This is a genomic window from Myxococcus sp. AM011 (genome assembly GCF_013372595.1).
GTDB classification, from domain to species: domain Bacteria; phylum Myxococcota; class Myxococcia; order Myxococcales; family Myxococcaceae; genus Myxococcus; species Myxococcus eversor.
Genome location: NZ_JABXEM010000108.1, coordinates 1 through 21,062 on the forward strand (window position 1 = coordinate 1; position 21,062 = coordinate 21,062).

Sequence of the window (21,062 nt, forward strand, 5' to 3'; positions counted from 1 at the left end):
ACAGGAAGGCCCCGGTGAGCGCGCCCGCCGTCGTCGCCAGCTCCAGGAACATGGCCACGCGCAGGTTCGCCATGCGCTCGCGCACGTACGCCGCCGCGGCGCCGCTCGACGTGGCGATGACGGAGACGATGGAGGCACCCACCGCGTAGTGGATGTCCACCTTCAGGAGCAGCGTGAGCACGGGGATGAGGATGAGCCCGCCGCCGATGCCCAGGAGCGAGCCCAAGAGTCCCGCCCCCACGGAGAAGAGCAGGACGACGAACGTGAAGAGGAAGGGAGTCATGCGGCGCCGGGCCGCATCCTTCCTCTCCAGCGCCGGATTTCCAATCAGGAGTCACGGCCTCGTGCGGGCCATGCCCCCTTGCCTGCCTGCTCCGCGTGGCTCAGTGGCCGTTGGCGGCCACGGAGTGGATGCGGGCGACACCCTCCTGGTTCGCCGCCTGGCCCTCGCTGGCGTAGAGCGGGTCCCCGCCGAGCTCGCGCAGAAGCGCCTCTCCCACCAGCTCCGTCATGGGGATGAAGCGGCCGTGGGCCGGACGCCACACGTGCACCTGGGCGCTGGCGATGTCGAACCACCACCCGTGCAGCCGCAGCTTGCCCGCGGCCACGCGCTCCTTCACCAGCGGGTAGCTGGCCACGTGCTCCAGTTGCTGCAGCACGTTGAGCTGCGACAGCCTGTCGTACTCGGGCAGGCCCTCGCCCACCGTCGTCCCCGCCTTGAGCGTCGCCAGGGACTGCTTGCCATGCGCCAGCCACGCGGAGAGGTTGGGGGCACCGGCCACCTCGCCGCCCCCCAGCACCGCCTTCATCGCGCCGCAGCTCGAGTGGCCGCAGATGACCAGGTCCTCGACCTCCAGGTTGGCGATGGAGAACTCCAGCGCCGCGGCCTCGGACTGGTCACCCATGGAGACGCCGTGCTTGTCCGACGGCGGCACCAGGTTGCCCACGTTGCGCACCACGAAGAGGTCGCCGGGGTCCGTGGACACCATGAGGTTGGGCACCAGCCGGCTGTCCGAGCAGGAGATGAAGAGACAATCGGGAGACTGACCATTGGCCAGTCGCGCGAACACGTCTCGGTAGGCGGGCCGGCTCTTGAGCTGGAAGTCCAGCAGACCGCGAATGAGCTTCTTCATCGGGCACCTTCTGAGGCGAGAGTGTTGTTGGAGGAAACCTGGGGACCCAGGACAGGATTCGAGTTCTTGGAGGTCCCGCTGCGGACCCAGACCTCCTCGAGCGACTCCATGACGACCGAGCCGCCCGTCTTGCGATGCGTGTCACTCCAGCTTTCGATGGCCTCGAAGCCCGAGTGGTCCAACGTCTCCACGGCCAGGTCGACCTTCACCTTGGAGCCCGAGGGAATCTGCGCCAGCGCCATGGACAGCCGCGGCACGCCGACGAAGGTGAGCGAGCCCGTCACGCGCACGAGGAACTCCCCGTGCGCCTGCTTGACGTCCACCTTCACGCTGCCCAGCCGCCACAACAACCGGAGGATGGCCACCATCAATCCCAGGCCAATGCCCGCCAGCAGGTTGATGCCGACGACGCCCGCCACCGTCACCGCGTAGACGAGCACCTCGCCGCGCTTCTGCAGCTCGCGGATGTGGTGCAGGTTCACCAGCTTGGTGCCGACGACGACGAGCAGACCCGCCAGCACCGTCAGCGGCACCAGGCCCGCCACCGAGCCGAGCGTCGTGACGAAGACGAGCAGCAACACGCCGTGGATGATGGCGGACCAGCGCGACTTCGCGCCCGCCGAGATGTTCGCCGCGCTGCGCACGATGACGCCCGTGATCGGCAGGCCGCCCACGAGCCCGGACACCGTGTTCGCCACGCCCTGCGCGAACAGCTCCTTGTCCAGGTTGGCCCGGGGCCCCGTGTGCATCTTGTCCGTGGCCACCGCCGACAGGAGCGACTCCGCGCTCGCCACCAGCGCCAGCGACAGCACCGCCGCTACGAATGCACCCCAGTTGCCGGTGGGAATCGTCGGAAGCTGCATGCTGCTGAACACGTTGTCCGGCAGCACCACGCGCGCCACGTCCGCGCCCCAGAACACCGACGCCGCCGTCGCGCCCACCACCGCCACCAGCGGTGCCGGCACGAGCTTCAGCTTGCCCTTGGCCAGGACCGGCCACACCACCATCAACCCGATGGTGACCAGGCCCAGCACCGCGGCCGGGCCATGCAGGCCGAGAATCTGCTCCGGCAGCTCCTTGATGTTCTGGAAGGCGCTCGACTGGGGACTGCCACCCAGGACGATGTGCACCTGCCCCAGCACGATGAGGATGCCGATACCCGCCAGCATCCCGTGAATCACCGCTGGCGAGATGGCCAGCGCCGCGCGAGCCACCTTGAGCCCGCCGAAAATCATCTGCAGCACGCCCGCCACGGCCACCGCCGCGCACGTCATCGCCAGACCCATGGTCTGGATGAACCCGAACACCATCACCGCCAGGCCGGCCGCGGGGCCACTGACTTGAAGCGGCGCGCCGCCCAAGAGGCCCACCACCACGCCACCCACCACGCCGGCGATGAGGCCCGAAACAATGGGCGCACCCGACGCCAACGCGATGCCCATGCAGAGGGGCAGCGCCACCAGGAAAACCACCAGGGAAGCAGGCAGGTCAGCGGCCAGGTTCTTCCAGGCCGAGCCAGCGTTCCCATCGCTCGTCGTCATGCCACACACCTCCACGAGAAGACGCCACCGACGGTGGCGCACGCTGAGTCTCGCGGTGCGTCATGGCAACGACCGTGCCACGACCTAAGTGCATGATTTTACGGAGAGATGTGGCGCCCGGAGGCGGCCAGCCAATGAAAGGAACTTCAAGTGGCCGCGCGGGACTTCAAGAAATTTGAGCAAGGAACTTGAAGCCCCTGCCTGGCACGTCGGACGGGGCCGTCCGACGCCTCAGGACTCCTCGAGCTTGCGCAGGAACGTGGGGTAGGAGAGGCCCAGCGCCTTGGCCGCCTCCATCCGCCGGCCGTCCAGCCGACCGAGGACATGCTTCACGTACAGGCGCTCCACCTCGTCCAGCGTGCGCGGGACGCCCGACACCACGAAGGCGTCCGGGTCCGTGGCGGACGGCCCCAGCGGACCTCGCGGCTCCAGGGCCTGCAGCTCCAGCGCGGGCCCGGGCTCGAGCACCAGCGCGCGCTCCAGCACGTTGCGCAGCTCGCGCACGTTGCCCGGAAACGGGTAGCGCTCCAGGCGCGCCTTCGCGGCGGCGGAGAAGTCCACGGGCCTGCGCCCCAGCTCCGCGCACAGCTCCACCAGGAGCGACTCCGCCAGCGGCAGCACGTCCTCGCGGCGCTGGCGCAGGGGCGGAATCTCCACGCGGAAGACGCTGAGGCGGAAGTACAGGTCCTCGCGGAAGCGGCTCTCCGCCACCTCGCGCGTGAGGTCCCGGTTGGTGGCGGTGACGACGCGGGCGTTGCTCGTCAGCTCCGTCGTCCCGCCCAGCCGGCGAAAGGCGCCCTGGTCCAGGAAGGTGAGCAGCTTGGCCTGGAGGCTGAGCGGCAACTCGCCAATCTCGTCGAGGAAGAGGATGCCGCCGTCGGCCACCTCCACCAGCCCGCGCCGGGCCGCGCGCGCGTCGGTGAAGGCGCCCCGCTCGTGGCCGAACAGCTCGCTCTCCACCAGCGCGGATGGCAGCGCGGCGCAGTTGACGTGGACGAAGGGGCCCTGGTGGCCCTGCACGTTGTGCAGGTGGCGCGCGAGCACCTCCTTGCCCGCGCCCGTCTCGCCCGTAATCAGCACCGGGCTGCGGGGCGCGGTGGCGATGCGCTCAATCATCTGCAGCGCGGCCACCATCGCCGGCGCGCGCGGCCGCAACAGCCGACGCCGGCCTCCCAGCTCGCTCTCCGCCTGACGCAGTCGCTCGTGGAGCTGGAGGTCCGCGGCGGCGCGGCGCGCGCGCAGGACGAGGTCGTCGAGCTCCACCGGCTTGGACAGGTAGTCGCGCGCGCCCTGTTTGATGGCGTCCACGGCGCTGGCGATGTCGCCGTGCGCCGTCACCATCATCACCGCGGTGTCCGGGAACTGCGCGCGCAGCTCCGGCAGGAGGTGGATGCCGTCTCCATCCGGCAGACGGCGGTCCAACACGACGACTTCGGGGGCCTGCCGGGCGAGCGCCGCGCGCGCGTCGTGGAGCGAGTGCGCCAGCGTCACCCGGAAGCCCTCGTGACGCAGCACGGTGGCGGCCAGCGAGGCGAAGGTCCGGTCGTCGTCCACCAACAGCAGATGGATGCTCATGAGATGCGCTCCAGCGGCAGCCGCAGCGTGAAGAGGCTGCCCTGTGGACGGCGGGTATAGGTCAGGCTTCCACCATGCGCCTCCACGGACGTGCGCGCCATGGGCAACCCCAGGCCCACGCCTTTCGCGCGTCCGGTGGCGAAAGGCTCCCACAGCCGGGGCTCCAGCCGGGGGTCCACGCCTCCCGCGTTGTCCTCCACCACCAGCAGCGCCTCCTCGCCGTCCCGCGACAGGTTCACCGCCACCCAGGGAGCGGGCCTGAGGCCCGTGTCCTTCGCGACGGCGCCCGCCTCCACCGCGTTGCGCACCAGGTTGTCGATGGCCGACACGAGGAGCGCCGCGTCACCCTGGACGGCCAGGTTCTCCTCCAGCGACGTGCGCAGCTCCACCTCCTCCGACTCCGGCAGCATGCGCACCGCCTGGAGCGCCTCCTCCACCAGCAGGTGCAGCTCGCAGCTACGGCGCATCGCGGCACGAGGCGCGCCGAACGAGAGCAGCGAGCGCGCCAGGTGCCCCAGCCGCTCCACCTGGGAGCGCAGGCCCCTCACGGGAAGTTCGCTGCCCGCGGGCGTCGTGCGCAGCACGGACAGCGCGGCCTGGATGCCGTTGAGCGCGTTCTTCACCTCATGGGCGATGAGCGCCGCGGCGGTGCCCAGCGCGGCCATCGTCTCCTGCCGGCGCAGCCGCTCCTCCGCGGCCAGCAGCGAGCGGTAGGAATGCCGCAGCAGGACGAGGAACAGGCCGAGCGTACAGGTGAGCAGCGCGATGTGGAAGGCGAGCTGGCGCAGGAAGCGCGAGCGCAGCCCAGCCGTGGCGGACTCCTCGTCCTCGAGCACCACGAGCAACAGCTCGCTGCGGCCCACCCACGCCGCCGCGCCCATCAGCCGGTTTCCCTCCAGCACCAGCGGCCCCGGCGCCCGCGCCAGTGAGCGCAGCGCCCCGGAGAAGTCCTCCTGGTGGGAGAAGGGCGACGACGGCAGGAGCAGCCGGCCGCGCGCATCCATCAGGAACAGCGCCGTCTCCTCCGTGGAGCGCGTGGGCAGCGCCTCCGTGCGCACCTCGCCGAGCAGCACGCCCTTGAGCTGGCCCTCCTTCATCATCGGCACGGCGACGACCAGCGGCCCGCCCTCGCCCTCCAGGAGGTCGATGGTCGGCGCCTTGCGCTCCACCATCCGCTGGAACCACGGGCGCCGGGTGATGGGGGAGGCCCCCAGCGACATGCCGGGCGGGTCACTCCACACGCGCTCGCCTCGAGGACCGAGCAGCGCCACGCCCTCCGAGAAGAGGGACGAGTGATAGAAGGCACTGTCGAGCAGCGCCTGCTCCGCGGGGGACGCCCCGTCCTCCGGGAAGAGCGTGGGGTGTCCCGCCACGCGCGCCAGCTCCGCCTCCAGCAGCAGCAGGTGGACTCCCAGGGCGTCGGCCTGCACTCGCGCCTGGTTGGACAGGTGCCCCAAGAGCTCCTCGCGCGCGTTGCCCACGTCCTCCAGGTAGCCGAGCACGGGGCTCGTCAGCGCCACGACGCCCACCAACCCCAGGCCGAGCAGCGCCGAGCGGCCACCGCGCCGCTGCGTCTGCGCCAGCTCGCCCGGCGTGGGGGTCAGCGTGGGCACCGGCAGGGTGCGCAGGGGTGAGGACGAGGGCGGCGGGGAGTGCGGGTCAGGCGGAGTCATGGGGTGCTCACCCCGCCGTTGTGGCACAGCCCCAAGGCGGGTGGGAACCAGAACACGCGGCGGCGCCGGGTTCCTCCGCGCGCGGGCGCCCCTCCCCTTCCCCCGGACGAGCGGCCTACTCGATTTCGTCCTGGAGCCCCGTGCGCAGCGCGGACGGCGTCAGCGTCACCGTCTCTCCGCCACCGCGCATCCGGTCCAACACCTGCCTCGCCCGGTCCACCTTCACCTCGCCCTCCTGGACGAGCAGCGCGGCGATGGCCTCCACCCACTCCGGCGGCGCGCCGACGCTCGACGCCACCGTGCGCGCGTGCAGCGCCATGTGGCCGCGCTGGATGCCCACCGAGCCCAGCGCGCGAATCGCCGCCAGGTTCTGCGCGAGCCCCACCGACGCGAAGATGCACGCCAGCTCCCGCACGGAGGGATGTCCCAGCGCCTTGAACGCGGCCTGCACGCCAGGATGCAGCAGCAGCGAGCCCCCCACCGTGCCCAGCGCCAGCGGCAACTGGATTTCGCCCACGAGGTGGCCCGCCTCCCGGCGCCACACCGACAGCGGGCCATACCGTCCCCCGCGCGCCGCATAGGCGTGCGCGCCCGCCTCGATGGCGCGCCAGTCCTGCCCGGTGGCGAGCGCCACCGCGTCGATGCCGTTCATGATGCCCTTGTTGTGCGTCGCGGCGCGGTACGGGTCCGCCAGCGCGAAGCGGCTCGCCTGGACGACGCCCTCGGCGACCTCACCGCCGCTCAAGCCGAAGTCCGCCAGCGCCCGCTCGGGAATCGAGCAGCGCGCCCGGGCCAGCCGCCGGTCCGACAGGTTGGAGAGGATGCGCAGGTAGACCTTGCCCCCGGTGAGCTGCTCGATGCGGGGCGCCAGCCCCTCCATCATCGTGTTCACCAGGTTGGCGCCCATGGCCTCCTGCGTGTCGACGTGCACGTGCACCACCAGCAGCGGCTCCATGCCGGGCCCCTCGGGTGGCGGCAGCAGCCGGACCTCCACGTCCCGGGCACCGCCCCCACGGCGCTCCAGGCTCGGGTGCAGGCCATTGGCCAGCGCCAGCAGCTCCGTGCGCGCCTCCAGGATGCGCGCCATGGCGAAGCTCGGCGGCCCGAAGCGGGCGACTTGAATCTGACCAATCATCATCGACGGGTCCGCGTCCGCGATGAAGCCTCCCGCCGCGCCCACCAGCTTCGACGCGAAGGAGGCCGCCGCGATGACCGACGGCTCCTCCACCACCATGGGCACCGCGTACTCCCGCCCGTTGACCTTCAGGTGCAGCCCCAGCCCCAGTGGCAGGCTGAAGAGCCCCACCGCGTTCTCCACCATCGACAGGGCCGCCTCCATGGACAGCCCCTGCTCCCCGGTGAGCCCTTCCAGCGCTTCCGTATCGAGCCCCAGCCCGACGCCCAGGCGCTCGCGCCGCTCCTCCAACGACAGCCGATGAAAGCCGGAAAATACCGACTGATTCGACTCATTGCCACGAGCACCTTGGGTATCCACCCGCTCCTCAGCCATCAATCACCTCACATCGACACAATCCCTCTCAAATGAGTCACTGGCAACCCGTGAGCAATATGACACATCCCCATCCCCCCATGGCTGCTGTTACCCCCTGAACACTTCAGGAGGGCCGGGGTCCGTCACCCCACAGAGGACTCGTACCCAGGCACAAGGCGCGTCGTCCCCGGGTACCTGGCGCGTCCTCCCCCGGCCCCTCTCTTTCCAGACATCGAAACAGCCCGATTCATCGACCAAACACCAGACAAGCCCGCACCCCGAGCCCGCAGCACCCCGACACGTCTGGTTTTCATAAATGTCTCAGCGACGTCTCGCCCGCAAGGGACACCCGGGCCGCGGGCCTCCTCCCTCGCCATCTGGTGGTGCCTCATGACGGAAGTGGACGGTCACCTTCTCCTGGGAGCGCTCGCGGGGTGCACGCGCACGCCAGCCTGTCCGCCCTGGGCCTTCATCACACAATCGTTGCAAACGCGTCACGTGCATGGAAATCGAGACGCGCAGACTCCGGCCCGCCATGGCCCACGTCCTCATCGTCGACGACGAACCCGACCTCGCTCACCTCATCGACTTCAACCTGCGCGACGCGGGCTTCTCCACCCAGCTCGCGGCAACAGGTGAAACGGCGCTCGTCGCCGCTCGCGAGCGCCCGCCGGAGCTGGTCCTGTTGGACCTGATGCTCCCCGACATGTCCGGCATCGATGTCTGCCGGCAGCTTCGCGCTGGAACCCATTCCCGCGAAACCCTCATCGTCATGCTCACCGCCAAGGGCGAGGAGGCGGACCGCGTCCGAGGCTTCGAGGTCGGCGCTGACGACTATGTCGTCAAACCCTTCAGCGTCCGGGAGCTGGTGCTGCGCCTCAAGGCCATCCTCCGTCGAGGGGCCGCGCCCCAGTCCCCCCAGGCCGCGCCCCTCGCCCTGGGCGCCCTCAAGCTGGATCTGGCCGCGCACCGCTTCTACGTCGAGGAGAAGGAGATCCCCCTCACCGCGCTGGAGTTCCGCCTGCTGGGGCACCTCATGACGCGCACGGGCCGCGTCCAGACGCGCGAGCAGCTCCTCGAAGAGGTCTGGGGGCTGTCCTCCTCGCTGGAGACGCGCACCATCGACACCCACGTCATGCGCCTGCGCGACAAGCTGGGCCCCGCGCGCAACCTGCTGGAGACGGTGCGCGGCGTCGGCTACCGCATCGTGGACCCCACCCACTGACATCGTGACGCGGATGTCACACAACGGACCTGAAACGGCCACGGTCGTTACCTAGAAGCCAGTTTCGTGACCCTCCCGAAACCCTCCTTGATGCGTCCACTCGTCACCGCGGTCGTCACCCTCTCCCTGAGCCCGGCCCTCGCCCGGGCCCAGGAACCCACCGCGCCCGTCGAGCAGCCCGCCCCCCAGGTCCCCACGTCCGATGAAGGCGCGACCACGCAGGTGCCCCCCGCCGACGCCGCGCCCGCCGACGCGGACCTGGACGAGCGCATGACGAACGCCGAGGGCAAGGTCGCCGCCCTCGAGGAGCAGAACGTCGAGACGAAGAACGACCTCATCTCCCTCAAGAAGCTGAAGATCTCCGGCTACGTCCAGGCGCGCTACCAGTACCAGCAGAGCCTGGACGAGACGGGCGTGGGCGGCTTCAGCCGCTTCGCCGTGCGCCGGGGCCGCATCAAGACGACCTACACCACGGACTGGGCGCAGATGATGCTCCAGATCGACGCGGTGCCCACCGCTCCGTTCGTCACCGTGCGCGACGCCGAGGCCACCCTCTTCATCCCCGGCACCCACCAGCAGGCCGGCCTCACCCTGGGCCAGATGAAGTGGCCCTTCGGCTACGAGGCCGTGCAGTCCTCCGCCGACCGCGAGATTCCCGAGCGCACCCGCGTCGTGCGCGCCTTCCTGCCCGACGAGCGGGACCGCGGCGTCAAGTTCGCCGGCACCTTCCTCGAGGGGAAGGTCAACGTCGCCGCGGGCCTCTTCGACGGCGACGGCATCTTCAACCAGGGCTCCGTCGGCGTGGACAACGACAAGGAGAAGGACGTCATCGGCCGCGCGGGCTTCGACCTGGGCTGGCTGTCCGGCGGCGTCTCCGGCTGGTACGGCCACACCATCACCAAGGGCCCCTCGGACACCTTCCGCAAGGCACACACGAGAGACCGCGTGGCGCTGGACGCGCAGCTCTACCTGGATGTCCTCCCCCTGGGCGCGACGGCCATCAAGGGCGAGTACATCACCGGCAAGTCGTACTGGAAGAGCTCCGGGGACGTGAAGGTGGAGCAGCCCGGCGTGCCCGCCAGCGGCTGGTACGGCCTGATTGTCCAGAACGTGGGCCTGTCGGACGCGGTGGCCGTGCGCTACGACTTCTTCGACCCGGAGAATGGACGCAAGAACAGCGCGTCAGAGGGACGTCCCGCGAGCAACAACTCCGTGGGCACCCTGGCCGTCGCCGTCCTCCACTACTTCGGAGAGAACCTCAAGGTCACCGCGGCGTACGAGATGCCCATGACGGCCCATCCGGACGATGCCAAGGACCCGCACGACAACCTCTTCACCTTCCAGATGCAGGCCCGCTACTAGGCCCTACCTTCCTTCCAACTTCACCACTTCGCTGGAGCTGAATCCGCCATGAAGGCAATTTTCGGTTCACTGGTCATCGGGTTGCTGCTCGCCCTCCCGCTCTCCGCCCATGCGGGCAACGTCACCGTGAAGGGCTCGGACACGATGGTCATCCTCGGGCAGCGATGGGCCGAGGAGTTCATGAAGAAGACACCCGCCACCAAGGTACAAGTCACCGGTGGCGGCTCCGGCGTGGGCCTCGCGGCGCTCCAGAACGGCACCACGGAGATCGCCATGTCCAGCCGTGAAATCAAGGACGCGGAGAAGCAGAAGCTGCGCGCCCGCTACAACACCACCGGCGTGGAAATCCCCGTGGCCAAGGACGGCGTCACCTTCTACGTCAACGAGGGCAACCCCGTGACGGCGCTCACCGTGGAGCAGCTCAAGGGCATCTACGTGGGGGACATCACCAACTGGAAGCAGCTCGGCGGCCCCGACGCGCCCATCATCATCTACTCGCGCGAGAACTCCTCCGGCACCTACGTCTTCGTCAAGGACCACGTCCTGGACGGCGACGACTACGCGGCCTCCGCGCAGACGCTGCCCGGCACCGCCGCGGTGGTGAACGCCGTCGCCAAGGAGAAGAACAGCATCGGCTACGGCGGCGCCGCGTACGCCAAGGGCATCAAGGAGCTGAAGATCAAGAAGGGCAACGAGGACATCGCCCCCACGGCCGAGAACATCAAGACGGGCAAGTACCCCTTGTCACGTGACTTGTACTTCTACCTGCGCAACAAGCCCTCCGGGGATGCCAAGACGTTCATCGACTACGCGCTGTCCCCCGAAGGACAGGCCGTCGTCACGAAGGTCGGCTACTTCCCGGTGAAGTGAAGTCTCCCGTCACACGAATGTCACGAGAGGACCCGAGCCACTATGGATAGACAGGCCATCATGGAGCAGGGTCTCACTCAGCCGCTCGTCGCACCGTTGCTGTCTCCGGCCGCGCGGCGGCGTCAGCTCCGGGAGAAGGTCATCGCGGGGTTCATCACCCTGATGGCCTTCACCGGCATCGCGGCGCTCATCCTCATCATCATCTTCGTGGCGAAGGAGGCCCTCGCGCTCTTCACGGAGCCGGAGGCCCGCCACGAGGCCAGCCTCTCCAAGATGTTCCTGGCCCAGGACGTGGCACCGGGCAGGCCGCCCTTCCGCTGGCAGCCGGTGTCGAAGATTCCCAAGGTCAGCATGATTCCGCTGTTCGTCGGCACGCTGAAGACGACGGTGGTCTCCATGCTGGTGGCCGTCCCCCTGGGCGTCTTCGGCGCGCTGTTCGCCGCGGAGTTCGCGCCCCGCCGCCTGCGCGAACTGCTCAAGCCCGTCATCGAACTGCTCGCGGGCATCCCCTCCGTCGTCCTGGGCTTCTTCGCCCTCATGGTCATGTCCACGGTGGTGAAGGAGGCGCTCGGCTTCGACCGGCCGCTCAACGCCATGCTGGCGGGCCTGGGACTGGCGCTCGCCATCGTCCCCGTCATCTTCACCGTGTCGGAGGACGCGCTCACCGCGGTGCCACGCAGCTACCGCGAGGCGTCCCTGGCCCTGGGCGCCACGCCCTGGGAGACCGCGTGGAAGGTGGTTCTCCCCGCGGCCGCGCCCGGCATCCTCGCCGCGTGTGTGCTCGGGTTCGGCCGCGCCATCGGCGAGACGATGATTGTCCTCATGGCCTCCGGCAACGCGGACGTCATCTCCTGGAGCCTCGGAGATTCGGCGCGCTCCTTGTCGGCGACCATCGCCGCGGAGATGGGCGAAGTCGTGGTGGGCAGCCCCCACTACTCGCTCCTGTTCTTCATCGGCGTGCAGCTCTTCATCTTCACCTTCGTGCTCAACCTCATCGCGTCCACGTGGACCCGGCGGGTCGTCCGCAAGCTGACGGGAGGTGCCTCGTGACGCCCAACACCCGCCGCGCCGTGGGGCTCGCGCTCACGTCGCTCACCGGCCTCGCCGCCTTCATCATCATCGCGATGCTGGCCATCATCCTCTTCAACGTCGCGGAGCACGGAGCTGGCGGCGTCACCTGGACGTTCCTCTCCAAGCCGCCCGAGGACGGGATGATGGGGGGCGGCATCTTCCCCGCCATCTTCGGCACCGCCGCCCTCACCCTGCTGATGACCGTGGCGGTGATGCCGGTGGGCGTGCTGACGGCGGTGTACCTCCACGAGTACGCGCCTCCGAACTCGCTCTTCGCCCGCTTCGTCCGCGTGGCGGTCGTCAATCTGGCGGGCGTGCCCTCCATCGTCTTCGGCCTGTTCGGCCTGGGCTTCTTCATCCTCTTCGTGGGCCAGGGCATGGACCGGGCGCTGGGCCACGAGGAGATGTACTGGGCGCAGCCCGGCATCCTCTGGGCCGCGCTGACCTTGGCCGTGCTGACCCTGCCCGTCGTCATCGTCTCCACCGAGGAGGCGCTGCGCGCGGTTCCCATGGACCACCGCACCGCGAGCCTGGCGCTGGGGGCCACCCAGTCCCAGACACTGGGGCGGGTGGTGCTCCCGGGCGCGCTGCCGGGCATCCTCACCGGCGCGGTGCTCGCCATCTCCCGAGGCGCGGGCGAAGTCGCGCCCATCCTCTTCACCGGCGCGGCCTACTTCCTGCCGGACCTGCCCACCCACCTCAACTCCCAGTTCATGCACCTGGGCTACCACACATATGTGATGGCCACCCAGTCACCGGACGTGGAGGCCACGCGCCCGCTGCTCTACTCGACTGTGCTGGTGCTGCTGCTGTTGACGTTCGCCCTCAACCTCGTCGCGGTCATCATCCGGACCCGCACGCGCCGCAAGGCCGCGGGCGCCCACTGACCCCACGGTACACGCCCTCCATGTCCCTCAATCCCAACGCCCCGCGCCCGAAGATGGAGGCGCGCGAGCTGACCCTGCGCTACGGCACGAAGGCGGCCATCCAGAAGGTCTCCCTGGCCATCCTGGACCGGCGCGTCACCGCCCTCATCGGCCCCTCCGGCTGCGGCAAGTCCACCTTCCTGCGCGCGCTCAACCGGATGAACGACTTGATTCCGGGCGCCAACCACACGGGCAGCATCCTCCTGGACGACACGGACATCCACGACCGCAGCGTGGACGTGGTGGACCTGCGCCGCCGCGTGGGCATGGTCTTCCAGAAGTCCAACCCGTTCCCCAAGAGCATCTTCGAGAACGTCGCCTACGGCCTGCGCGTGGGCGGCATGAAGGACAAGTCAGCGCTGGAGCAGCGGGTGGAGAAGTCCCTGCGCGGCGCCGCCCTCTGGGACGAGGTGAAGGACCGGCTGCACGAGAGCGCCCTGGGCCTGTCCGGCGGCCAACAGCAGCGTTTGTGCATCGCTCGGGCGATGGCGGTGGAGCCACAAGTCCTGCTGATGGACGAGCCCGCCAGCGCGCTGGACCCCATCGCCACGGCGAAAATCGAGGAGCTCATCCACGAGCTGAAGGCGACGTACACCATCGCCATCGTCACCCACAACATGCAGCAGGCCGCGCGGGTAAGTGACAGGACGGCTTTCTTCTACATGGGTGAGCTGGTGGAATGTGGGGCCACGGAGCAGATCTTCACCAACCCGCGAGAGAAGCGCACCGAGGACTACGTCACCGGGAAGTTCGGGTGAGCGAAGAGAAGGGATTGGCGGCGATGGCGTTGACTCACACGGACAAGGCGTTCGAGCAGGACCTGAGGGACTTGCGCGAGAAGCTGCTCGCGATGGGCGCCAAGGTGGAGGGCCTCATCGCCCAGAGCATGCGGGCTCTCACGGACCGCGACAGCGCGCTGGCGGAGAAGGTCGTCGCCGCGGACAAGGACGTCAACCGGCTGGAAGTCGAAATCGACGAGCTGTGCCGCCGCATCCTCGCGCTGCGCCAGCCCGCCGCCAGTGACTTGCGCCTCATCACCACGGCGCTGAAGATCGTCACCGATTTGGAGCGCATCGGAGACCTGACGGTCAACATCGCCGAGCGCTCCATGGACCTCAACCAGGCCCCCCCGCTGGCGCCCTACGTGGACACGCCCCGGCTGGCGGAGCTGGCCCAGCGCCAGGTGAAGCGCTCCCTGGATGCGTTCGTCTCCGGCGACGTGACGAAGGCCGAGGAGGTGCTCCAGGGCGATGACCTGCTGGATGCGCTCTTCCTCAAGATCTTCAACGAGCTGCTGGCGTACATGATGGAGGACTCGAAGAACATCCGCCGGGCCACCGCGCTGATGTTCATCGCCAAGCACCTGGAGCGCATTGGCGACCACGCGATGAACGTGGCGGAGATGGTCGTCTACATGGTGCGGGGCAAGGACATCCGCCACCCGCGCAGCCGCAACCTGGGCGACTAGGCGGCCCGCTTCACTGCCCTGTCACGTCGAATTGGCCCCGGCGCCGCGAGCGCTCCGCGGGCCTGACGCGCGAGCCCCCTAGCGTGGAACCCAGGTCGCGCGATGACCGCGCGCCTCCCCCTGGGACTGCCCGCGCATGTCGCTCGCTTCCGCCCTCCTGCTCTTCGCCGCCTGCTTCGGCCTCACCGCGCTCGTCGTCCAGTACGTGCTCGTGCTCGGCCACCGCCGGCAACGCCCCAAGGCCCTGCCTCCGGGCGCCGCGTGGCCGGGCCTCTCCATCCTCAAGCCGCTGTGCGGCGCGGATGACGACCTGGAGACCAACCTCAAGCACTTCGCCCACCTGGACTACCCCGGCGAGTACGAGGTGGTGCTGGGCGTGAAGGACACCCGGGACGCCGCCTATGCGGTGGCGGTGGAGGCGGTGCGCCGCTGGCCCGGCGTCATGCGGCTGGAGCTGCAGGAGGGCGCCCCGGGGCTCAATCCGAAAGTGAACCAGCTCATCACCCTGGCGGACCGGGCCCGGTTCGACCTCTTCGTCATCAGCGACAGCAACACGCGCGTGGGCCCTGGCTACCTGGAGGAGATTGCCGCCAACTTCGCGGACCCCACGGTGGGCTGCGTGACGCACCCGGTGGCGGGCGTCGGGGAGCGGAGCTTCGGTTCGCTGCTGGACAACCTCTACCTGACGTCCAGCGCGGCGGCGGGGATGATCGGCGCCAAGCGCTGCGCGGACCAGGACATCGTCGTGGGCAAGTCCATGGCGCTGCGCCGCGAGGACGTGCAGGCGCTGGGTGGCTTCTACTCGGTGCGGGACGTGCTCGCCGAGGACTACGTCATCGGCCAGTGGGTGACGCGCAAGCTGGGCCGGCGCGTCGTCGTCGCGTGCGCGCCTGTCTACAACGTGTCGCTCGGCAAGAGCGTGCGCGCCTTCTTCCAGCGCTACCTGCGCTGGAGCGTCATCCACCGGACGGCCGTCACGCCGCCCACCTATCTCGCGCAGGCCCTGCTCAACCCGATGCCGCTGGCGCTCCTGGGCATGCTCGCCAGCCCCACCCCGGAGGCGGTGAGTGTGGCGACGGGCGTCATCCTCGGCAAGGTGCTGGTGGACCTGGCGGTGTTTCGCGCGCTGCGACCGCAGTCGGTGTCGTGGCGCGCCGCGCCAGCGGTGCTCGCCAAGGACGTGCTCCTCTTCGCCGCGTGGTGGCACGGCGCGTTCTTCCGCACGGTGGACTGGCGCGGCACGCGCCTGCGCGTGGGCCCCGGCACCCGGCTGTTGCCTCCGCGCGCGACGGTGTCGGCGGTGAACAACACCCTCCCCCCGCGGGACGAGTGGGTCGCCGGGTGATGCACATCTGTTTCACCGCGCTTGCGGCGGATTCACCTCACGGACGTGAAGCCGCCGCGAGCGATGCCTACCTTGTTTCGCATGCCCCTCCGGACGTTGGCGCATCTTTCGGATCTCCATCTGGACCTGAGCCCCGCCAGTGATGCCTCCGCGCGAGCGCTGCTCCACGCCGTCCAGGCCAGCCGCGCCGACCACGTGGTGGTGACGGGGGACCTGACGCACCAGGGCTCGCGCGAGGAGTACCGTCGGTTCGTCGACATCTTCGCGCCGCTGTTGGACAGCGGACGGCTCACCTTCATCCCCGGCAACCACGACCGCCCTGGCGAGGACGTGGGCGGCACGTGGATGGACGGCCTCAAGGTCCGCACGGTGGAGCGCCCCGGGGTGTACTTCGTGTGCGTGGACTCCACGGGCGAGCACAACCGCAACTACTTCGCGAGCCACGGTGAGCTGTCGCTCGAAACCGTGGAGCAGGTGGAGGCCGCGCTCGACGCCGCGCCGCGCGACGCGCTGGTGGCGGTGCTGGTGCATCACCACGTGCTGCCGCTGCCCGAGGAGAGCTTCCCGGAGCGCCTGGCCACGCGCATGGGCTGGCCCCACGCCTCCGAGCTGTCCTTGGGCGCGGAGCTGGTGACGCGCGTGCAGGGACGGTGTGACCTGGTGCTGCACGGCCACCGTCACCACCCCTGCGAGACGGTGCTGGACACGGCGCACGGGCGCCCCTTGCGCGTCTTCAACGCGGGCAGCTCCACGGACCTGGGGCGCTTCCGGCTGTTCCAACACTCGGACGGCCGCCTGCTCGGTGAGCCCCAGTGGTGTCAGTCGACGGAGCCCGAGCGGCCCCGGACGGCCAGCCACAACGTGCGGCCCGCCTTGCAGTATCTGGTGACCCAGTTGGGCATGGCCCTGTTCTGAGCTCACTCCCCTGCTCTCCAGGCGGGGGCCATTTCTCCCGAGGAAGCGAATGTCGAGGGTGCGCAGGGAGGTTCTTCCCGTGTCGGGGAGGATGCTTGGCGCGACTGGACACGGATGAAGAAAGCGCGAGACGGGTGCTCGTCGTCGATGACGACGCGGACTGGAGGGAGTTCCTTCGGCTCAGCCTGGAGGATCTGGGCTATGAAGCCACCGAGGCGGCTGACGGACACGAGGCCCTGGCGAGCCTCCGGCGTGGAGAGCGCTACGAGGTCATGCTCCTGGACCTCAACATGCCGGGCATGAGCGGCCTGGAGGTGGTGGCGAAACTGCCCCGGGGTCCCCTGCCCCGCGTCGTGTTCCTCACGTCGGCGGCGGCCCAGGACGTGGGCGACGCCCTGCTGTCCGGTCCCCACTACTACCTGCCGAAGGGCGCCAGTCAGGATCAACTGTCTCTGCTCTTGCAGTCACTTGGTGAGTGAGCGGCCGGGCATCCGAGGTTACGGTAGAGGGCTCCTGACCGGAGGGCCATCATCGTCTCAGAGCTGCTCATCATCTTGTTGCTCGTCCTGGCCAATGGCGTGTTCGCCGGGGCGGAGCTCGCGGTCATCTCCCTGCGCCGCACGCGGCTGAAGGAATTGGTGGAGCAAGGCAGCGGCTCCGCGAAGGCGGTGGAGGCGCTGCGCAAGGACCCGGAGCGATTCCTCGCGACGGTGCAGATTGGAATCACCGTGATTGGCGCCACGGCGGCGGCCTTCGGCGGCGCGAGCATCGCGACCCGGCTGGCGCCGCTCCTCGCGGGCTTCGGCTTGCCGGCGGAGACGGCGGACGAAGTCGCCCTGGCGGGCGTCGTCATCATCGTGTCGTACCTCTCCCTGGTGCTGGGCGAGCTGGTGCCCAAGTCCCTCGCGCTGAGGGCCGGGGAGCGCTACGCGCTGCTCATCGGCCGTCCGCTGAACGGGCTGTCGTGGCTGATGCGGCCGGTGGTGTGGTTCCTCACCGCCAGCTCCAACGTGGTGCTGCGGCTGTTCGGCGACAGGACGAACTTCAGCGAGAGCCGCCTGTCGGCGGAGGAGCTGCAGTCGTTGGTGGAGGAGGCCACGAAGCAGGGCTCGTTGGACCCTCGCGCGGGGGAGATCGCCTCGCGGGCGTTCGAGATGGGCGACCTGACGGTGGGCGAGCTGATGGTGACGCGCGAGAGCATCGTCGCGCTGCGCCGCCACGCGAACGCGGAGGAGATTCGTCAGACGCTGCTGGAGCACGGGCACTCTCGGATGCCGGTGTTCGAGGGGACGATGGACAACATCGTCGGCTACGTCATCGCCAAGGATTTGCTCGGCGTGGCCTGGGAGGGGCACCTCATCGTCCTGGAGGACGTGGTGCGGCCGGCCTTCTTCCTCGTGGAGACGATGCGGGCCATGGACGCGCTGAAGGAGCTTCAGCGGCGGCGCATGCAGCTGGCCATCATCGTGGACGAGCGCGGCGGCGTGGTGGGCCTGGTGACGGTGGAGGACATGGTCGAGGAGCTGGTGGGTGACATCCTCAGCGAGTCGGAGCTGCCCGAGGAGCTGGTGCTGCGCGAGAGCCCCGTGGCGGCGGTGGTGCAGGGCAGCGCCGCCATCCGGGACATCAACCGCGAGCTGGGCCTGGACCTGGACGAGGACGAGGACTACTCCACGGTGGCGGGCCTGAGCATCGCGCTGGCGGGCGGTGCGATTCCGGAGCCCGGCACCCGGCTTCAAACCAAGGACGGGCTGGAGCTGGAGGTCCTGGAGGCCTCGCCCCGGCGAGTGCGCTCGGTGCGCATCCACCTGCCAGAACCCAAGCCCGAGGAGAGCTGAGCCCTCAGGTCCGTTTGGGCCTGGAGCGTCCGGAGGACCCACCGCGCGCGGGCGGGCGTTTCGAGGCGCGCGGGCCCGCGCCCGCCTGTCGCAGCCGCCGCGCGGCGACATCCTGATGCGCGAGCCGGCGCAGCGCGATGAGCACGGGCTCGTGGACCGCCGTTCCCAGCACGGCGTACTCGATGGCGGCGGCGGCCTCCCGGGGGATGCTGGCGACATCGAACTCGGCGATGGCGCGGATGTGGGGCCCGTAGACGGCCAGGCGCGCGTCATCCAGCGGAATGCCCGCGGACTCGGCCGCGGCGAGCGCCTGCTCCAGTTGGGCGACCGCGGCGAACCCAGGGTCGTAGACCTGGCCCAGCTTCTCCAGCACCGCGCGGGCCCGGGGATACTCCTGGGTGGCCACGGGCGTCACGTCGGGTGGCAGCGCGGCAATCGCCCGGCCCAGCGTCGTGAAGAGGTCGTCCTCCGGGCGGTCGATGAGCGCGAGCACCTCCCGCGCCTTCTGCACACTGAGGCCCACCGTCTCCGTGAGCGCGCGAATCACCGAGATGCGCCGCACATGGGCCCCGCCGTACTCGGCCCGCGTCGCCGACGTGGCCTCCCCCGCCGGCAGGAGCCCCTCCCGCAGGTAGAACTTGAGCGTCGCGAGCGGAACGCCCGTCCGCTCCACGAGTTCAGAGATGCGCATGCACAGCCCCTTGCATTGGATACTCCAGGTATCTAGTATTGGATACCATGAGTATCCAACCCTACACCCTCATCCTCTTTGGTGTCCTGCTTCTCTCGCTCATCACCGTGGAGTCGGGCGGCTGGTTCCTGACGCGTGTCGGACGGGGCAGCATTCCCGCGAACACGCTGCAGAAGAACTTCTTCCGCGCGGGCCATGCGCACGCCGCCGTGTTGCTGATGCTCAGTCTGGTCATCCTGGTGGTGCTCGACGCGGCCCGGATGCCACGCGGCTTCGACCTGGTGGCTCGCTTCGGGGTGCCGGTGGCCGCGCTCCTGATGCCCGCGGGCTTCTTCCTCTCCGTGCTGGGCAAGGACCCCCAGCGACCCAACCGGCTCCTGGCCCTGCTGTGGATTGGAGCGGCCAGTCTCACGCTCGGCCTGCTCACGGCCGGCGTGGGACTCATCATCGCGGGCATCAACGCGACCTGAGCTCCCCTGGCCCGCACCGCCACGGGCGACGGGTGCCATCAATCACTCTCTTGATGGCTGTCTGCCAACAGCGCGCTGGCACTCGTGGACCTCATGCGCGCCTCGCTTTTCAAGAAAGGGCGAGGACAAGCAGGCATGCAAATCGCCTCGAACGCGTCATGCATTACCCAGAGGCCCCGAGGACCCTTGCTTCTGTCAATGACCCATCTCAACAGACACGCGCTCATGGATTAACCTGGAATCCGCCTCGATGAGAGGCCTTGACCGGAGCCAGACATGACACGTGCATTGGGAGTTCCCGCGCTCGCGGCGCTGCTGTTGTTGGGAGGTTGTGACGGGGTGAATCCCGAGGAGGCCATGGGGTCCCTGGGCGAGCTGGGCATCCATGAAGGAGCGGTGGGTGAGCTGGACTTGAGCGTCGAGGCCCTCGTGGCGTCCTGCCAGGCCACGGCGTTGACGCTGTCGGGTTCCATCAAGAACAACTGGACGTCGGGCATTGGAGGCTCCACGGCGGCTGTCTATGCCGGAGGCACCGGGGCGGGCGGAACGCGTCTGGGCACCATCAGCGTGCCCTTCCTGGTGGGTGGCGAGAGCTTCCCCTTCCAGCTCTCGTTCACGGTGCCCGAGGGCACCCAGCGGGTGGTGGTGGTCGCGGACGATGACGGAGTCTTCGAGGAGGGCGATGAAGCCAACAACGTCGCCGCGTTCGACTTCCCGACGCCCTGTGCGACGAATCACGGGCCGGCGGCGCTCTGCAAGAACGTCACGGTGGCGGCGGACGCGACCTGCAAGGGTGTCGCTTCGGTGGACAATGGCTCGTACGACCCGGATGGTTTCCCGGGGCCGTTCAGTGTGACGCAGCTTCCCTCGGGGCCGTTCTCGTTGGGGACGACGCCGGTTCAACTGGACGTCACGGATGGAGCGAGCGCGAACAGCTGCGCCGCGACGGTGACGGTCGTCGACACCACGGCGCCGGCGCTGGGGGCAAGCCGCGGGCTGGTCCTGACGCCGTCTGCGGGCTCGGACTACGTGCTGGTGTCCCTGGCGGACTGCGCGCTGCCCGCGACGGACAACTGCGGTGGAGAGGTATCGCTGGCGCAGACGGGCACGCTCCTGCGCGTCAGCTCCGACGAGCCGAACGATGCGCTGTCGCTGCTGCGACTGCTGGCGTGTGACGACATCAAGCTGTCGCCGGACGGCAAGTCCGCGCTGGTCCGCGCCGAGTCGGCGCTGCTGGGCAACGGGCGTGTCTACACGTTCACCTACGGGGTGAAGGACGCTTCGGGCAATGAGGCCTCGGGGACCTGTCAGGTCCGAGTGCCGGCGCTCCTGGGAAATCCGGCGGTGGACTCGGGCGTGACGTACTGCCAGGGCGCGGGCTGCCCGGCGGGGACGACGGGGCGCGGGCTGCTCTGCTCGCTGCTCCCGCTGCCGTAGCACGCACGTCGTGAGGGCTCGCCCGGGGAA

20 protein-coding genes are annotated in these 21,062 nt (G+C 69.3%); 13 read left to right on the top strand and 7 right to left on the bottom strand.

What is annotated here, in order from left to right:
• The 6 genes from HUW62_RS22490 to HUW62_RS22515 all read right to left on the bottom strand — a co-directional run.
• Window positions 1-283 (bottom strand): TSUP family transporter (locus HUW62_RS22490; RefSeq protein WP_176435579.1); only part of this gene is annotated, 283 nt, incomplete at its 3' end.
• Window positions 284-383: 100 nt separating this feature from the next.
• A complete protein-coding gene (locus HUW62_RS22495; protein ID WP_163869667.1) occupies window positions 384-1,133 on the bottom strand; it encodes a carbonic anhydrase in 750 nt (249 codons plus the stop codon).
• Window positions 1,130-2,674: a SulP family inorganic anion transporter gene (locus HUW62_RS22500; RefSeq protein ID WP_163869666.1), complete on the bottom strand. Its 1,545-nt coding sequence runs from the start codon at window positions 2,672-2,674 to the stop codon at window positions 1,130-1,132. Before HUW62_RS22500 ends, HUW62_RS22495 begins: the two co-directional genes overlap by 4 nt.
• Before the next feature lie 231 nt (window positions 2,675-2,905).
• A complete protein-coding gene (locus tag HUW62_RS22505; protein ID WP_163869665.1) occupies window positions 2,906-4,249 on the bottom strand; it encodes a sigma-54 dependent transcriptional regulator in 1,344 nt (447 codons plus the stop codon).
• Window positions 4,246-5,922, bottom strand: coding sequence for a PAS domain-containing sensor histidine kinase (locus HUW62_RS22510; RefSeq protein WP_163869664.1), 1,677 nt, complete (start codon window positions 5,920-5,922; stop codon window positions 4,246-4,248). Before HUW62_RS22510 ends, HUW62_RS22505 begins: the two co-directional genes overlap by 4 nt.
• 115 nt (window positions 5,923-6,037) lie before the next feature.
• Complete coding sequence (locus tag HUW62_RS22515) at window positions 6,038-7,432, bottom strand: hydroxymethylglutaryl-CoA reductase, degradative (protein WP_176435580.1); 1,395 nt, start codon at window positions 7,430-7,432, stop codon at window positions 6,038-6,040.
• Window positions 7,433-7,949: 517 nt separating this feature from the next.
• On the opposite strand from HUW62_RS22515, the gene HUW62_RS22520 reads away from it, so the two are divergent.
• The 11 genes from HUW62_RS22520 (at window position 7,950) to HUW62_RS22570 (ending at window position 18,434) form a co-directional block, all read left to right on the top strand.
• Window positions 7,950-8,639 (top strand): response regulator, encoded by a 690-nt coding sequence (locus HUW62_RS22520; protein ID WP_163869743.1) that lies wholly within the window; start codon window positions 7,950-7,952, stop codon window positions 8,637-8,639.
• Between the two features lie 90 nt (window positions 8,640-8,729).
• Window positions 8,730-10,001, top strand: a complete 1,272-nt coding sequence (locus HUW62_RS22525) for a porin (protein ID WP_217911488.1) — start codon at window positions 8,730-8,732, stop codon at window positions 9,999-10,001.
• 48 nt (window positions 10,002-10,049) lie between these two features.
• Window positions 10,050-10,871, top strand: a complete 822-nt coding sequence (locus HUW62_RS22530; protein WP_163869662.1) for a phosphate ABC transporter substrate-binding protein — start codon at window positions 10,050-10,052, stop codon at window positions 10,869-10,871.
• A 60-nt stretch (window positions 10,872-10,931) separates the two neighbouring features.
• Entirely contained in the window at window positions 10,932-11,921 is a 990-nt protein-coding gene (pstC, locus tag HUW62_RS22535; protein ID WP_240357040.1) for a phosphate ABC transporter permease subunit PstC, read from the top strand.
• Window positions 11,918-12,829 carry a phosphate ABC transporter permease PstA gene (pstA, locus tag HUW62_RS22540; RefSeq protein WP_163869660.1) on the top strand — a complete coding sequence of 304 codons (912 nt, stop codon included), beginning with the start codon at window positions 11,918-11,920 and terminating at the stop codon, window positions 12,827-12,829. The genes pstC and pstA overlap by 4 nt, the downstream gene beginning before the upstream one ends.
• 53 nt (window positions 12,830-12,882) lie before the next feature.
• A complete protein-coding gene (gene pstB / locus HUW62_RS22545) occupies window positions 12,883-13,626 on the top strand; it encodes a phosphate ABC transporter ATP-binding protein PstB (RefSeq protein WP_217911490.1) in 744 nt (247 codons plus the stop codon).
• Between the two features lie 23 nt (window positions 13,627-13,649).
• Entirely contained in the window at window positions 13,650-14,336 is a 687-nt protein-coding gene (gene phoU, locus HUW62_RS22550) for a phosphate signaling complex protein PhoU (RefSeq protein ID WP_163869742.1), read from the top strand.
• A gap of 136 nt (window positions 14,337-14,472) precedes the next feature.
• On the top strand, window positions 14,473-15,681 hold the full coding sequence (locus HUW62_RS22555; protein ID WP_163869658.1) for a glycosyltransferase: 1,209 nt from the start codon (window positions 14,473-14,475) through the stop codon (window positions 15,679-15,681).
• Between the two features lie 63 nt (window positions 15,682-15,744).
• Window positions 15,745-16,596 (top strand): metallophosphoesterase, encoded by an 852-nt coding sequence (locus tag HUW62_RS22560; protein WP_163869657.1) that lies wholly within the window; start codon window positions 15,745-15,747, stop codon window positions 16,594-16,596.
• A gap of 95 nt (window positions 16,597-16,691) precedes the next feature.
• Window positions 16,692-17,075, top strand: coding sequence for a response regulator (locus tag HUW62_RS22565; RefSeq protein ID WP_163869656.1), 384 nt, complete (start codon window positions 16,692-16,694; stop codon window positions 17,073-17,075).
• A gap of 78 nt (window positions 17,076-17,153) precedes the next feature.
• Window positions 17,154-18,434, top strand: coding sequence for a hemolysin family protein (locus HUW62_RS22570; RefSeq protein WP_163869741.1), 1,281 nt, complete (start codon window positions 17,154-17,156; stop codon window positions 18,432-18,434).
• A 4-nt stretch (window positions 18,435-18,438) separates the two neighbouring features.
• Here HUW62_RS22570 and HUW62_RS22575 read toward each other — a convergent pair whose 3' ends face one another.
• Window positions 18,439-19,125, bottom strand: a complete 687-nt coding sequence (locus HUW62_RS22575; RefSeq protein ID WP_176435581.1) for a MerR family transcriptional regulator — start codon at window positions 19,123-19,125, stop codon at window positions 18,439-18,441.
• A gap of 47 nt (window positions 19,126-19,172) precedes the next feature.
• Between HUW62_RS22575 and HUW62_RS22580 the strand changes: the two genes are divergently transcribed.
• Both HUW62_RS22580 and HUW62_RS22585 read left to right on the top strand, forming a co-directional pair.
• On the top strand, window positions 19,173-19,595 hold the full coding sequence (locus tag HUW62_RS22580) for a hypothetical protein (RefSeq protein ID WP_176435582.1): 423 nt from the start codon (window positions 19,173-19,175) through the stop codon (window positions 19,593-19,595).
• A 276-nt stretch (window positions 19,596-19,871) separates the two neighbouring features.
• Entirely contained in the window at window positions 19,872-21,032 is a 1,161-nt protein-coding gene (locus HUW62_RS22585; protein WP_176435583.1) for a CARDB domain-containing protein, read from the top strand.
• The last annotated feature ends 30 nt before the right edge of the window (window positions 21,033-21,062 follow it).